Genomic DNA, 13,593 nt, shown 5'->3' on the forward strand with positions numbered 1-13,593 from the left:
ACCGTGATGGGGCCTCGGTGCGCGGGAACCGCCCTCAGCCCTCCAGTTCGGCGAGCCAGCGCAAGGCACGCAGCCCCGGCAGGAAGCAGTATTCGCCGCCGCGGGTGACCACGAAGCCGGGCAGGTTCCGCAGGCGGCGCCGGACCGGCTTCTCGGGGATGGTGACGCTGCCGGTTCCACCGTGATGCCCGGCCACCGGGTCCTTCTCGCCGGGGTAGCCGATGAAGTTGCCGTCGTTGACCCACTCGGCCTTGATGAACTCGAACTGCCGTTCCAGGTGAGCCCCGATGAAGGCTCCGACCAGGCCGCGGTCGGCACCGTCGTCCTCCAGCACGCCCTCGGGCAGCGGCGGCCCGTAGGTGGTGCCGCGACGGATGAGGCGGTGCATCCGCGCGTCGCCGATGATGGTGGAATCGCGGGGGTTGGTGCGCCGGATGTGCGCACCGGCGGGGCACCGGTAGCCGCGGTCGTCGTTCTCCCGGTACAGGAAGTTGTTGACGCGGTGCGGATCTGCCGCCAGCTCCGGATCATCGTGCTCCGGCGCCAGCGTCAGCGGCGCCCCGCCGGGCCAGCGCCCGACCATCTTCGCCGCCAGGAGCGCCTCCTCCTCGGCGCTGGAGCTGTTGGCGCGCAGGTACCGGCGCCAGGCCGCCACATCGGTGTGGATCTTGCGGACCGCCACATAGGTCCCGTTGCGCCCCAGCACATCGGGGCTGGGCATGGGCGGCAGACTGCCGGTCTCGTCGGGGTAGCCGAGGATGAACTCGCCGGCCTTGATGGGTGCTTCCTGCGGGTTGGAGCCGGGCAGTCCGACGCCCTCGATGTTCGGATGGCTGATGCCGTCACGGAAGCCGAAGGTGGTGCGCCCGGTCGGGAGCTGATGTACCTCCTGCTGCCAGATCACCTGGACGCCGGGAGTGTCCTCGTAGGCGACCCGGGCCCGCTCCAGTTCCCCGGCCAGCCGGACCGTGTCCGAGGACAGGGCGCTCAACGCGATGTGGACCTCGCCCGTTCCGAACGGCGCCTCCCAGCGGGCCGGTGCGCTCTCGCCCACGTCGCCGATCTTCTCCGCCCGGGCGGCCATGCCCTCACGGAACGCCCGCGGAAAACTGTCCAGCGAATCCTGTGGCACCCCCAGGGCCCTCAGCCCCTGGTACGTGAATGCCACGGCCACCCAGGCGTCCGGGCTCCGGTCCGCGCCGGGCAGACCGCCCGAGGTCACCGGGAGCAGCCGCCGCAGCAGGGCGCGCCCGGCGTGACGGTCGTCGACCCGCAGGAAGATGAACTCTCCCTCGTAAGGCACGGGCCGTGGACGCAGTGCCCCGCTCTGGACGTCGTCGATCTCGACCCGCACGCCGCCCGGACCGCTGCTTCCTGTCGCATTCATGATTCCTTGTGCCTCCACATCGGTCTCCGCCCGGAAAGCCCGGCAGCGACCGGTCCGCGCCCGCCGACGCGGTCCACGGATGTGGGGTCGGCTCCGAGAGTCGGTCGTGTCCTGGTTCTACGCCGAGGCTTCCGCCAGCAGCTTCTGGAAGGCCGGGGTGGCCACCAGCTCGGCGTTCGCCGGGTTGTCCAGCGCAGCCCGGAACTCGGGGGTGTCCAGCACGTCCTGGAACGCGTCGTCCACGCGCTGGTCCTTGTAGATCTGCTGAACGGTCAGATCGGGGTACGCGCTGACGAAGACCCCCGCAGGCGCCTGGTGGGCGACGAACCAGTCCTTGGCTCCCGGATCCGCGACGCCGGGGAACCCTTCGCTGTGCGAGAAGACCTTGTCGAAGCGGGCCCCGACCACCGTCTGGGCGAAGTCGTCGATGTAGGTGTCCCAGGAGCCGTCGAACACGCTGGCGAACATGAACCGGGTGTCGTCGTCGAAGATCACATGCCGTGCGTCGTGCAGGGTGCCGATCTGGCGCACCGCTGCGTGGACCCTCTCGTCATCCGCCGCGTCGGAGAGGGTGGCGAGATCCTCACGCAGCGCATCGGCCTCGCCGGGCTTGATCCTGGTGAAGACGGTGAACTCGCTGCAGACCCCGTCCGACCTGCCCGGCCGCTCGGGGTGAGCTGTCCGGGCTGCACCTGTCGCCGCAGTCATCGTGGGATTCTCCTGCCACGGATCGATGCGAGGGTTGCCAAGCGCCCGAAGCATGGGGCGCCATCGCCCTCACACATCAATCCTCACCACGGACGCGCTGCCTCGCATTTCGGGCTTCCGGGGCGGACGCGGCACGGCACGGAACGTGATCGGCTCCCGAGGACAGATCGGGCCAGGCGCAGGAAGATGGAACCGGGACATACCGGGTGCGTATGCGTCGCCACTCCCAGGGGCCAAACGAGAGGCCCCAGCAGCCCCTTTCGCCACCCTGACTCCCGTACGGAGGCAACCATGGGCGAAGTTCTCGGTGACGTACTGGGTTTCTCGGCCGCCGTCGCGGTCAGCCCGCTCCCGATCATCGCCATCATCCTCATTCTCGCCACACCCCGGGGACGTCTCAACGGAGTCCTGTTCACCGTCGGCTGGATCCTGGGACTCTCGGCGCTGGGCGCGGTGATGCTGGCGATCGCTTCCCCCGCGGGTGCCTCCGCCCAGAATCACCCGGCCACCTGGGTGGGAGCCCTCAAGCTCGCGCTGGGCCTGTTCCTCGTCCTCTTCGGTGCCCGGCAATGGCATCGGCGTCCCAAGGACCCCTCGCAGGCACAGCTGCCGAAGTGGATGGGCGCGATCGACCGCCTGACACCGGTCAAGGTCTTCGCCCTCGGGCTGGGCCTGGCCGCGCTCAACGCCAAGAACGCCCCGCTGACCATCGCCGCGGGCGCCGCGATCGGCTCGGCCGGACTGCCGGTCGGGCAGCAGATCGCATCGCTGGCGATCTTCGTCCTGATCGCCACCCTCGGCCTGCTGGCCCCGCTGGGGGTCTTCCTGCTCGGGGGCGAACGGGCCAGGACCACGCTCGGCAACTGGAAGGACTGGGCAGCTCAGCACAATGTCGCGGTGATGGCCGTCCTGTTCTTCGTGCTCGGGCTGAAGCTGCTCGGAGACGGCATCTCCATCCTCGTCTCCTGACAGAGCCTCCGACAGGGTCTCCCGGGAGAGCCTCCTCACAGACCTGCCGCCGTCCTCGATACGGCCCGGGGCAGCGACAAGCCCCCTGCTCGCGGGCAATCCGCGGGCAGGGGGCTCGATCGTTCGGGGCTACTTCTTGCCCTGGTTCTTGCCGTCGATGCTGACCACTACTCGCGAACGGCGCCCCATCCATCCGGAGCCTGAGCGCCCCCGCCGAGCGAGCCGCAGCCAGGAGCGCGGGCGCAGCCGGGTGCCTTGACCCCGCAGAGAAGGTTGTTACTCAGTGCTGGCAGGGATGCGCCACAGGGGGGCTGCGAACTGTTCCGGTCGGCTACTGATGAGTAGTCGACGCAGGTCATCGCGTTGTGAGCCGTCGAGGTTCAGGGCCTCGGTGAGGCGGCGGAACGTCGTGTGGGTGACTCCGCGGCCTCGGGCTTCTGCCTCGAACTGGGCGAGTCTAGGTAGTGCCGACTCGGCGTCGAGCTTCGCCGGACGCTGTTCCTTGAGCCGGAGGGCCTTGTCACGTTCGTAGTCGATCTCGGAGAAGCCGCAGATCTCGCGGCTGAGGGCTTCCGCTTCGGCCAGGGCGGTGGTCGACGCAAGGGCGCGGGCCAGCGTGTTGCGGCGCAAGGCTTTGTCCAGGTCCACCTCGTGGACCGTTGGGCTCGCGTCGGTGAGGGGGACGGGAAGCCCGGCGTCCCGGATCTCGCACGTGCCGCGTACGCCTCGGGCGGCGGCCGCGAGCATGCCGGTTGCCTCGGAAGGGTGCCAGTGCAGGGCGGAGTCGATCGAGGCGGTGTCCGTCGCCGCGAAGGTGTGGACGACGGGGCCCAGTACGCCGCGTAGTTCCTCGTACGAGAGCTCGCCGTCCAGACCTGGGCCCGCGACCAGCAGGCGGACGGGCAGGGTTGTCCGACTGCACGCTGCCAGCGTCAGGGAATCGGCCAGCGGGCTCTTGAGGGTCGGCTCGTCGCCCCGGGCCAGTACGTCGCCACCGACGTCCAGGAGATCGACCGAGGTCGGCCGAAGGTCGTCGACGAGGCTGACGAGCTGACGGGCGATGCCTTCGGCTCCGCGGACCGGGTCGATCAGTGCGAACGTGTACGGGAGTTCTGCCGCGAGACGGGGGAGCGTGGAGCCCGCCGGCGGGATCGGACGGGCCGTTGCCGACACCATTTGGACGGCCGGTGCGAGCGGTTCGAGGCCGACGAAATCGTCGGCTCCTCGGGGGCCCGGTAGCGGGTCGATCAGCAAGCGGTCCCACGCGTAGGTGAGGATCACTGCCCGCTCGTCGTCACCGTAGATAGTGGCGTGAAGCATCGCGGCGGCGAGCGCGTCACCTCCGCCGCCCGCTGCGACGATCAACCGCGTCATGGGCGCAAGAGTACGGGGCCTGTGTTGACCGCTCACCCTATAGTGGCCAGAGGTCATAGCCACTTGGATGAGGAGGGGACATGCCTCAGATTGAGGAGGCGCAGCCGAAGTATCTCCAGATCGCGCACTTTATTCGTGATCAGATCCTTCGGGGCGACCTGCGGCCGGGTGACGAGGTTCCCTCGGAACGGCAACTGGCGGCGGACTGGAAGGTGTCCCGGCCGACGGCCGCCCGGTCGCTGGAAGCGTTGAGCCACCAGGGGCTCGTCGAGAAGCGGCAGGGTTCCGGGACGTACGTGCGGAGTCTCGAAGTGAACCGGCGGGCACGCGAGCTGTACGGACGGGCCAGGCAGACCGGGAAGATCTACACGCCGGGCGAGTACGCGGAGATCACCTCGGCCGGGTGGCTGGACGCACCGGGCCACGTGGCCGAGGCGTTGGGGCTGGCGAAGGATCGGCGGGCGGTGCACCGGCGGCGGGTCACCAACAATCAGGATGGCCCCATCACCTTGTCCACTTCGTGGTTCGCGCCGGAGATCGGGCAGCGGGCGCCCAAACTGCTGGAGTCGGAACGGATCCAGCAGGGCACCCTGATGTACGTCGAGAACATGACGGGGCGGCGGGGGAGCTATGCCGAGGACCGCATGTGCGCTCGCCGCGCGACCGGGCAGGAGGCGGCGGATCTGCGGCTTGAGCCGGACGCGGCGGTGCTGGTGGTGCACCACGTCGTCTTCGATGTCCAGGACCGGCCGCTGGAGTTCGCCGAAGCCACCTACCCGCCGGATCGCTGGGCGTTCGAGCAGGGGTACCCGCTCACCTGATGGTTGTTCACTCCGGGGAATCGCTTGCGTGCCGCAAGTGGCTAATGCCACTATCCAGTAAGTGGCTAAGGCCACTTCATGGGTGCGGGGTGGTGGGCCGGTGGCCGGAGCCATGTCGGCTCGCATACGTCCCTGGCGTCCGCCGACCGTACCCGTGCCAAATCGAAGCGGCGCTGCCTCGACTGCGATGGTGGCGATGAAGGAGTGAGCGCGAATGGCTTACGTGATCGACCGCTACCCCTGCAAGGACTCACCTCGGCTCGGCGCGATGACCTTGCACCCGGTTCCGGAGTCGGTTCCCCGCGCACGGCGGTGGTTCCGGAAATTCATCGCTCCGTACAACCCGGCCTGTTCCGTCGACGACTGCTCCCTGATGCTCTCGGAGCTGGTGACCAACGCCATCCACCATGGGTACGCCGATGAATCGTGGCTGGTGCGGGTGGAGTGGTTCAGGGACGACACCTCGCTCCGCGTCGAGGTGCACAGCCCGGGCTTCCCGGCGGACGTGCGTCTCAGGCACCCCGACGCCGACGACGTACACGGGCGCGGGCTGCTTCTGGTCGACTTGATCGCCGATTCCTGGCATTCGGGGCCCAGTCGTTTCGGCGGGGCGGTAGTGGCCTTCGTACTTGCTGATGCCTGGCCGCAGGGGGAGTGAAGCGCTCCCGCGACAGAGGATCGCGGGGCGCAGGCTCCAACGCTGAATTCCCCGCCCGGCGACGAAAGTCCGGGCAGGGGCCTCGATGACGCTTCGGGTTACTTCTGGCCCTGGGTCTGGTGGGCCGGTCTTTCGCCCCTGGCCAGAGGGGCATGCCCCTCCCTGACCTGCCGGCGAGACAGCCACGGGCCCTGGAAGCAGGGCAGCAGGTCGAGTTACTGGCGGTACTTCCGGCGGAATGCGGCGACGAGCTGGAGGATTCCGACGCCCGCCAGGACGGGCAAGAGAGCCCCTTCAGGAAGTCCGAGCAAGGGGGCGGCGATGGCAAGCGTGCTGAGGGCTCAGAGTGGACCCAGCCCGTATGAACGCCCCCACCATCGCCATATGCGGTAGGTGGGAGGTTTGATCACGAAAACCCGCGTCTTCTTGCCCCGGGCCTTGCGGGAGATGTCACCGATCAGGGCTTTCGCAGGTGGAGAAGCTGATCTGTTGCAGGTGAGTGGGCGTCATCGGTCGTCACTGGGCGCTGTTGAGCAACCTTGGACGGCTCAGAGGCAGCCTAGGCGGAGTCGCAGCTCCGATGGCTCTTCGCCGTGCGCGCGGGAATGCCCGACCGGTACCAAGCGATGGTCGACCTGGGCGGCGGTTGCGGCCTCCGGCAAGACGAGATCCTGGGCGTCGCGGTGGACGCGATCGACTTCAGCTCGGACAGGTTGCACGAGTCCAGCAGCTCAAACCGAGCCGCAGTAAGCCTGTCTTCGCTCCGCCCAAGGGCGGCAAGTTGCGGGACGTATGGCTCCCTGGCCCTGTCGCTGACGTGCTGCGGGAACTATGAGGCAGTTCCTGCCGGTCGAGATCACGTTGCTGTGGAAGGTCGGACCGCTGGTGACCAAGCGACTCATCTTCATTGGGCCGTGCGGCGGTCATGCCTGGCGTATCTCGCTGAACGAGGAGGTGTGGAAAGCGGCTCTTGCCTCGGGCGGCGGCAACCCGCTCCCGGCGGCTGGCGCTCCGCACGCAGAGTCACGCGAGAACGGCATGCATGCCATGCGCCACGTCTACGCCTCGGTGCTGTTGAACGCCGGGGAGAACATCAAGGCGCTCGCCGAGTGCCTCGGGCACTCCGACCCTGGCCTGACGCTGCGGGTGCATGCACACCTGATGCCGTCGAGCCAGGAGCGGGCCCGGAGGGCTGTGGCCTCGGTGCTTGGCAGGGCTGAGGGGAGAAGCGACGAGGGTAACGGTTCTTCGTACTCGTGAAGGACTACTAGATGACGTGGATCAGCACGTCAGTGAGGTTCGAGTCGAAGAAGAGAAGAGTCCGAAGACCACTCGAATAAGAACCCGGATCACAAGGACAGAAACTTGAGAGTATTAGTTACGCGTGGGAGACTCGGATCTAGTTAGCTCTAGTTAGCTCTAGATGGATCTAGTTGGCTTCATCCGGATCTAGGTGGCTCACAAGAGCTGCGAAGACTAGAACGACCGAGGACCTGGATCCGGCAGCAACCAGATCCAGGCCCTCATGCAGTCAGCGAGCCCGGTCGCCTATCAGTAGACCGGGCTCGCTGCATGTGCAGCTCCCGGTCGCGACCGACCTCGCGCGTGACCCGCTCATCGAGCGAACTGCATCACGCTGGTAGCAATGGCTACGAGTAGGCCACCTCCTGCGAGCCAGACCTGCCACCTCTCGGCACTGGTCCACCCGCGGGGCTTGTCCTTCTCAAGACTCACCTCTACCGCCTCCCTTCTCCTCCAACCGGCCCACTCATCGGGCCGGAGCCTTGGAACTCACGCGTTCTAACGCGGAGTTCAGGGGAGGTTCAGACGAGGCGGGACCAGCATACCGGTCATACCGTCGTTCACCGATGCGCTCCGGAACCCTTGACAATGCCCTGAATCCCACCCGCAGTCCACAGACGGCCCAGCGCACCAAAAAGCCCCCACCTCACGGGAAACTCGCAGGTGGGGGCTACTTCGGCTCTACTTACTTCTTCTTGCCCTGGTTCTTCACGGCCTCAATGGCGGCCTTCGCCGCGTCCGGGTCGAGGTAGGTGCCGCCCGGCTTCAGCGGGCGGAAGTCGGCGTCCAGCTCGTAGACGAGCGGGATGCCGGTCGGGATGTTCAGGCCCGCGATGTCGGCGTCGGAGATGCCGTCGAGGTGCTTGACCAGGGCCCGGAGGCTGTTGCCGTGGGCGGCGACCAGGACGGTCCGGCCGTCGAGCAGGTCCGGCACGATGTCGTCGTACCAGTACGGCAGCATGCGGTCGACGACGTCCTTGAGGCACTCGGTGCGCGGGCGCAGCTCCGGCGGGATCGACGCGTAGCGCGGGTCGTCGCTCTGCGAGAACTCGGTGCCGTCCTCCAGGGCGGGCGGCGGGGTGTCGTAGGAGCGGCGCCAGAGCATGAACTGCTCCTCGCCGAACTCGGCGAGCGTCTGGGCCTTGTCCTTGCCCTGCAGGGCGCCGTAGTGGCGCTCGTTCAGCCGCCAGGAGCGGTGGACCGGGATCCAGTGGCGGTCCGCGGACTCCAGCGCGAGCTGCGCGGTGCGGATGGCGCGCTTCTGGAGGGAGGTGTGCAGGACATCGGGGAGCAGACCGGCGTCCTTGAGCAGCTCACCGCCGCGGACTGCCTCCTTCTCGCCCTTCTCCGTGAGGTTGACGTCCACCCAGCCGGTGAACAGGTTCTTCGCGTTCCATTCGCTCTCGCCGTGGCGGAGGAGGATCAGCTTGTACGGTGCGTCGGCCATGGGTCCGAGCGTAATCGAACCCGTACGGGCGCCGCGCGGCCGGTCACAGGGCGGACAGCGGGCGGGCCCGGAGGCGGCAGAGCGGGCCCTCCGGCGGCCTGGAGCGGCGACGATTGACGGCAGACGTCAATTGAGTGGCGTACCGGAATCCGGGATTCGTAACGTTCGGACAGCAGCTGGGCCTCTTACCGGCGCTGTCCGTTCCGTACTTCCCTGGGGGGATTCCGTATGTCTGTCGCCGGTCTCAGACGGGCCGCACGCGAATCCGTGTCCGGGCTCCCCAGGCAGTTCTGGTGGCTGTGGACCAGCACGCTGGTCAACCGCCTCGGAGCGTTCGTCGCCACCTTCATGGCGCTCTACCTGACCCTGGACCGGGGCTACTCGGCCTCGTACGCCGGTCTGGTCGTCGCGCTGCACGGGCTCGGCGGGGTCGTCTCCTCGCTCGGGGCGGGGGTGATGACCGACCGGCTCGGCCGCCGGCCCACCATGCTCATCGCACAGACGTCGACGGCCGTGTCCGTGGCCGTGCTCGGGTTCATGGTCCACCCGGTGGCGATCGCCACGGTCGCCTTCTTCGTCGGCATGGCCAGCAACGCGTCGCGGCCCGCCGTGCAGGCGATGATGGCCGACATCGTCCGGCCCGAGGACCGGGTGCGGGCCTTCTCGCTCAACTACTGGGCCATCAACCTCGGCTTCGCCGTCTCCTCGGCCGGCGCCGGGTTCGTCGCCGAGTACAGCTATCTCGCCGGGTTCCTCGGAGAGGCCGCGATGACGCTGTTCTGCGCCGTCGTGGTCTTCATGAAGGTGCCCGAGTCGCGGCCCGACAAGCCGGTGGTGTCCGGGCGCGCGGTGGACGACGGCGCGGACGAGGTCCGGCTCTCCACGGTGCTGCGCGACGGCCGGTTCATGAGCGTCGTCGGGCTGTCCTTCGTCATCGCCCTGATCTTCCAGCAGGGGTACGTGGGGCTGCCGGTGGCCATGGGGGCGGACGGGTTCTCCAGTTCCGACTTCGGTGCCGCCGTCGCCGTCAACGGGGTGCTGATCGTGGTGCTCCAGATCCCCGTCACCCGCTTCATCCAGCACCGCGATCCGCGCCGGCTGCTCATCGTGTCGTCGCTGCTGGCGGGGTACGGGTTCGGGCTGACCGCGTTTGCCGGGTCGGTCGCCGTCTACGCGCTGACCATCTGCGTCTGGACGGTCGCCGAGATCGTCAACGCGCCGATCCAGAGCAGCCTGGTGGTCCGGCTGTCGCCCGCCCGGGGCCGGGGCCGCTACCAGGGCATGTACACGATGTCGTGGTCCGCGGCCGCGCTGATCGCGCCGCTGATGTCGGGCCTGGTGATCGACCGGTTCGGGGCCCAGTGGCTGTGGAGCGCGTGCGCCGTCCTGGGGACCGGGGCCGCGCTGGGGTACTGGCTGCTGATGCGGAACCTGCCGGGGGAGGACGCGGTGGCGCCCGAGGGCGGCAGCCGGGTGGCGGAGAGCGGTGCCGCGGTCGCTTCCGGGGCCGATGCCGCCGCCGGCACCGGGCCCGCCGTCGAGCGGGCGGGCTGAGAGCCGCACCCGGGAGCGCCCCGCGCGGAGCGGTTCGGCTCCGCGCGGGGCGCGTTCGGTATTCCGTGGCAGCCGGTCAGCCGCTGCAGCCACCGCACTGGCACGGGGCCCCGGACTGGCAGCCGCAGCCGCAGCCCGAGCCGCAGCCGCAGGCGCCGAGCAGGGTCAGGTGCACCACCTCCGCGGGTGCCTCCTGCTGCGGGTCGGTCGTGGGGGAATCGGCCATGGTTCCTCCTCAAGGCATACGACAGGGCCGCACGCCACGAGAACGCGGGTGCGACCGGGGCGTACGGACAAGGCGTGCCGCCCCACCCCATTGCATGCCCACCACGGCGGGCGCATCAACGGCGCACATGCGCAGAGACACTTGTGCTACCCGATGCGCCCACGCACGCCCGTACACGCCTCGACGACGCGCTTCGACGACGCGCTTCGACGACGCGCCTCGGCGACGGGCTTCGGCGACGGGCCCGGCGACGCGCCTCGATCACGTGCCGCGGTTACGCGCCCTCCACCGGCGTCTGCTGCTGGATCTCGTCGGCGTGCTCGCCCGTCACCAGGTACACGACCCGCTTGGCGACCGACACCGCGTGGTCCGCGAAGCGCTCGTAGTAGCGGCCGAGCAGTGTCACGTCGACGGCCGTCTCGATGCCGTGCTTCCAGCGGTCGTCCATCAGGTGCTGGAACAGCGTGCGGTGCAGCAGGTCCATCTCGTCGTCGTCCTGCTCCAGCTGGAGCGCCAGGTCGACGTCCTTGGTGATGATCACCTCGGCCGCCTTGGCCATCAGGCGCTGCGCCAGCTGCCCCATCTCCAGGATGGTGGCGTGCAGGTCGTGCGGGACCGCCGACTGCGGGAACCGCAGCCGGGCCAGCTTGGCGACGTGCTGGGCGAGGTCGCCCGAGCGCTCCAGGTCGGCGCTCATCCGCAGGGAGGTGACCACGATGCGCAGATCCGTCGCCACGGGCTGCTGACGCGCGAGCAGGGCGATGGCCCGCGCCTCCAGGTCGTGCTGAAGGTCGTCGACCTTCTGGTCGGCGGCGATCACGCTCTCCGCGAGCTTGAGATCCGCATCGAGCATGGACGTCGTCGCCCGGCCGATCGCCGACCCGACGAGCCGGGCCATCTCGACCAGCCCTTCTCCGATCGAGTCGAGTTCCTCGTGGTACGCGTCACGCATGGAAGTCCCTCTCCAGTCCTCTGTGTAAGGCCGGGGCCAGGTTCGAACCCCACGCTGCCACCCTGGGTGGCCTACGCGTCGGGTTCCGGCCGCCCAAGTGAACCAACCCTTGCCCCTCGGTGAACTCTGGGCGACGAGTGTTCGGATAGGCACCCGGATGGCTGGGAGAGTCCTCCGGTACCCGCATAACCTTGACGTATGGACGTGAACGCGGCAGTCGCCGCAGCTGCGGCGATCGGCGGTGCGTGTACCGGCGTGATCGCCATGCTTGCGTTCCGCTGGAGCGAGCGCGACCAGAAGAAGCCGACGCGAACCTCCATGCGGCCCGACAGCAACGCACCCCTGCCGCCCGGGGTGGACACGGTCCTGTCCGTGCTCAGCTCCTCGGCGGTGGTGCTCGACGAGAGCGACAGCGTCGTCAAGGCCAGCTCCGCCGCCTACGCGCTGGGACTGGTCAGGGGCGGGCGGCTCGCCGTCGAGGCGATGCTGAACATGGCCAGGGACACCCGCCGTGACGGTGAGATAAGGCAGGTGGAACTGGACCTTCCGCGGCGCGGTACGGGCCGCGGCGAGGCCCTCGCGGTCTCCGCCCGGGTCGCCCCGCTCGGCTCCCGGCTGGTGCTCCTGCTGGTCGAGGACCTCACCGAGGCCCGGCGGATAGAGGCGGTACGGCGTGACTTCGTCGCCAACGTCAGCCATGAGCTCAAGACCCCGGTCGGTGCGCTCTCGCTGCTCTCCGAGGCCGTGATGGACGCTTCGGACGACCCGGAGGCGGTGGAACGCTTCGCGGGCCGGATGCAGATCGAGGCGACCCGGCTGACCAACCTCGTACAGGAGATCATCGATCTCTCGCGGGTGCAGAACGACGACCCGCTGGAGGACGCCGAGCCGGTACGGGTGGACGAACTGGTGGCCGAGGCCATCGACCGCTGCCGCCAGCAGGCCGGCTCGAAGCAGATCACCATGGCGGCGGGCGGTACCGCGGAGCTCCGTATCTGGGGCAACCGCGGCCAGCTCGCCGCGGCGCTCGGCAATCTCGTCGAGAACGCCGTCAACTACAGTCCCGCCCGCACCCGAGTGGGCATCGCCGCCAGGCGACTGTCCGTACCGGGCGGGGACCAGATCGAGATAGCCGTGACCGACCAGGGCATCGGCATCTCGGAGAAGGACCGCGAGCGGGTCTTCGAACGCTTCTACCGCGTCGACCCGGCCCGCTCACGGGCCACCGGTGGTACCGGCCTCGGCCTCGCCATCGTGAAGCACGTGGCCGCCTCGCACGGCGGGGAGGTCACGGTCTGGAGCTCGGAGGGCCAGGGCTCCACCTTCACCCTGCGGCTGCCCGAAGCGGGCTCCGTACGGGAACGGGACCGCAGCTCGGACGGACCGCCCGTCGTCAACGGCGACGAGGGCGGCCCCCATGGACCCGCTCACCCCGACACCCTTGAACCATTCCCTGCCCCGGAGGTCCTTCCGTGACCCGAGTGCTTGTCGTCGAGGATGAGGAATCCTTCAGCGACGCCCTGTCCTACATGCTCCGCAAGGAAGGCTTCGAGGTCGCCATCGCGGCCACGGGCCCGGACGGGCTTGACGAGTTCGAGCGCAACGGCGCCGACCTCGTACTGCTCGACCTGATGCTGCCGGGTCTGCCCGGCACGGAGGTCTGCCGTCAGCTGCGCAGCCGGTCCAATGTCCCCGTGATCATGGTCACGGCGAAGGACAGCGAGATCGACAAGGTCGTCGGCCTGGAAATAGGAGCCGACGACTACGTGACCAAGCCGTTCTCCTCGCGGGAACTGGTCGCCCGGATCCGTGCCGTGCTGCGCCGCCGAGGCGAGCCGGAGGAGGTCACCCCGGCCGCCCTGGAGGCGGGTCCGGTGCGGATGGACGTGGACCGTCACGTCGTCACCGTCGCCGGCGGCAAGGTCGACCTCCCGCTCAAGGAGTTCGACCTGCTGGAGATGCTGCTGCGCAACGCGGGCCGGGTCCTGACCCGCATGCAGCTGATCGACCGGGTGTGGGGCGCGGACTACGTGGGTGACACCAAGACCCTCGACGTCCACGTCAAGCGTCTGCGCGCCAAGATCGAGCCCGACCCGGGAGCGCCGCGCTTCCTGGTGACGGTGCGCGGCCTGGGCTACAAGTTCGAGCCGTAAACCGTCAGATGTGCGAAACGGCGGAGGGCGCCCCCGAAAGGG

Annotated in this window: 12 protein-coding genes and 1 pseudogene; 7 read left to right on the forward strand and 6 right to left on the reverse strand. The window is 68.8% G+C overall.

Annotation, left to right across the window (positions count from 1 at the left end):
• Positions 1-34 precede the first annotated feature (34 nt).
• Both ACFVH0_RS19010 and ACFVH0_RS19015 read right to left on the reverse strand, forming a co-directional pair.
• A complete protein-coding gene (locus ACFVH0_RS19010) occupies positions 35-1,387 on the reverse strand; it encodes a Dyp-type peroxidase (RefSeq protein WP_385821551.1) in 1,353 nt (450 codons plus the stop codon).
• A gap of 117 nt (positions 1,388-1,504) precedes the next feature.
• Positions 1,505-2,095, reverse strand: coding sequence for a hypothetical protein (locus ACFVH0_RS19015; RefSeq protein ID WP_385821553.1), 591 nt, complete (start codon positions 2,093-2,095; stop codon positions 1,505-1,507).
• 291 nt (positions 2,096-2,386) lie between these two features.
• On the opposite strand from ACFVH0_RS19015, the gene ACFVH0_RS19020 reads away from it, so the two are divergent.
• Complete coding sequence (locus ACFVH0_RS19020; protein WP_385821555.1) at positions 2,387-3,064, forward strand: GAP family protein; 678 nt, start codon at positions 2,387-2,389, stop codon at positions 3,062-3,064.
• A 276-nt stretch (positions 3,065-3,340) separates the two neighbouring features.
• On the opposite strand, the gene ACFVH0_RS19025 is transcribed toward ACFVH0_RS19020, so the two are convergent.
• Positions 3,341-4,438 carry a DUF1152 domain-containing protein gene (locus tag ACFVH0_RS19025; protein WP_385821557.1) on the reverse strand — a complete coding sequence of 366 codons (1,098 nt, stop codon included), beginning with the start codon at positions 4,436-4,438 and terminating at the stop codon, positions 3,341-3,343.
• Positions 4,439-4,518: 80 nt separating this feature from the next.
• Between ACFVH0_RS19025 and ACFVH0_RS19030 the strand changes: the two genes are divergently transcribed.
• From ACFVH0_RS19030 to ACFVH0_RS19040, 3 genes and pseudogenes are all read left to right on the forward strand, one after another.
• A complete protein-coding gene (locus tag ACFVH0_RS19030) occupies positions 4,519-5,259 on the forward strand; it encodes a GntR family transcriptional regulator (RefSeq protein ID WP_385821559.1) in 741 nt (246 codons plus the stop codon).
• Between the two features lie 214 nt (positions 5,260-5,473).
• On the forward strand, positions 5,474-5,917 hold the full coding sequence (locus tag ACFVH0_RS19035) for an ATP-binding protein (RefSeq protein ID WP_385821561.1): 444 nt from the start codon (positions 5,474-5,476) through the stop codon (positions 5,915-5,917).
• Between the two features lie 584 nt (positions 5,918-6,501).
• Positions 6,502-7,177: pseudogene (locus tag ACFVH0_RS19040) on the forward strand (tyrosine-type recombinase/integrase); the annotation flags it as partial.
• A gap of 727 nt (positions 7,178-7,904) precedes the next feature.
• On the opposite strand, the gene ACFVH0_RS19045 reads toward ACFVH0_RS19040, so the two are convergent.
• A complete protein-coding gene (locus tag ACFVH0_RS19045; protein WP_317862805.1) occupies positions 7,905-8,666 on the reverse strand; it encodes a phosphoglyceromutase in 762 nt (253 codons plus the stop codon).
• A 228-nt stretch (positions 8,667-8,894) separates the two neighbouring features.
• On the opposite strand from ACFVH0_RS19045, the gene ACFVH0_RS19050 reads away from it, so the two are divergent.
• Positions 8,895-10,220: an MDR family MFS transporter gene (locus tag ACFVH0_RS19050; RefSeq protein ID WP_385821562.1), complete on the forward strand. Its 1,326-nt coding sequence runs from the start codon at positions 8,895-8,897 to the stop codon at positions 10,218-10,220.
• Positions 10,221-10,296: 76 nt separating this feature from the next.
• On the opposite strand, the gene ACFVH0_RS19055 is transcribed toward ACFVH0_RS19050, so the two are convergent.
• Together ACFVH0_RS19055 and phoU are read right to left on the reverse strand one after the other, a co-directional pair.
• Entirely contained in the window at positions 10,297-10,446 is a 150-nt protein-coding gene (locus ACFVH0_RS19055) for a hypothetical protein (protein ID WP_164495177.1), read from the reverse strand.
• Between the two features lie 274 nt (positions 10,447-10,720).
• A complete protein-coding gene (phoU, locus tag ACFVH0_RS19060) occupies positions 10,721-11,398 on the reverse strand; it encodes a phosphate signaling complex protein PhoU (protein ID WP_329818361.1) in 678 nt (225 codons plus the stop codon).
• A gap of 198 nt (positions 11,399-11,596) precedes the next feature.
• Between phoU and ACFVH0_RS19065 the strand changes: the two genes are divergently transcribed.
• Positions 11,597-12,874 (forward strand): cell wall metabolism sensor histidine kinase WalK, encoded by a 1,278-nt coding sequence (locus ACFVH0_RS19065; RefSeq protein ID WP_266913860.1) that lies wholly within the window; start codon positions 11,597-11,599, stop codon positions 12,872-12,874.
• Positions 12,871-13,551, forward strand: a complete 681-nt coding sequence (locus ACFVH0_RS19070) for a response regulator transcription factor (RefSeq protein WP_072487966.1) — start codon at positions 12,871-12,873, stop codon at positions 13,549-13,551. Before ACFVH0_RS19065 ends, ACFVH0_RS19070 begins: the two co-directional genes overlap by 4 nt.
• Positions 13,552-13,593: the final 42 nt, after the last annotated feature.

The organism is Streptomyces sp. NPDC127117, assembly GCF_042677325.1.
GTDB lineage: Bacteria > Actinomycetota > Actinomycetes > Streptomycetales > Streptomycetaceae > Streptomyces.

Excerpts from the sequence above, each read along its gene's own strand:
- ACFVH0_RS19010 (WP_385821551.1), bottom strand. The coding sequence starts at position 1,387 with ATGAATGCGACAGGAAGCAGCGGTCCGGGCGGCGTGCGGGTCGAGATC.
- ACFVH0_RS19015 (WP_385821553.1), bottom strand. The coding sequence starts at position 2,095 with ATGACTGCGGCGACAGGTGCAGCCCGGACAGCTCACCCCGAGCGGCCG.
- ACFVH0_RS19020 (WP_385821555.1), top strand. The coding sequence starts at position 2,387 with ATGGGCGAAGTTCTCGGTGACGTACTGGGTTTCTCGGCCGCCGTCGCG.
- ACFVH0_RS19025 (WP_385821557.1), bottom strand. The coding sequence starts at position 4,438 with ATGACGCGGTTGATCGTCGCAGCGGGCGGCGGAGGTGACGCGCTCGCC.
- ACFVH0_RS19030 (WP_385821559.1), top strand. The coding sequence starts at position 4,519 with ATGCCTCAGATTGAGGAGGCGCAGCCGAAGTATCTCCAGATCGCGCAC.
- ACFVH0_RS19035 (WP_385821561.1), top strand. The coding sequence starts at position 5,474 with ATGGCTTACGTGATCGACCGCTACCCCTGCAAGGACTCACCTCGGCTC.
- ACFVH0_RS19045 (WP_317862805.1), bottom strand. The coding sequence starts at position 8,666 with ATGGCCGACGCACCGTACAAGCTGATCCTCCTCCGCCACGGCGAGAGC.
- ACFVH0_RS19050 (WP_385821562.1), top strand. The coding sequence starts at position 8,895 with ATGTCTGTCGCCGGTCTCAGACGGGCCGCACGCGAATCCGTGTCCGGG.
- ACFVH0_RS19055 (WP_164495177.1), bottom strand. The coding sequence starts at position 10,446 with ATGGCCGATTCCCCCACGACCGACCCGCAGCAGGAGGCACCCGCGGAG.
- phoU (WP_329818361.1), bottom strand. The coding sequence starts at position 11,398 with ATGCGTGACGCGTACCACGAGGAACTCGACTCGATCGGAGAAGGGCTG.
- ACFVH0_RS19065 (WP_266913860.1), top strand. The coding sequence starts at position 11,597 with ATGGACGTGAACGCGGCAGTCGCCGCAGCTGCGGCGATCGGCGGTGCG.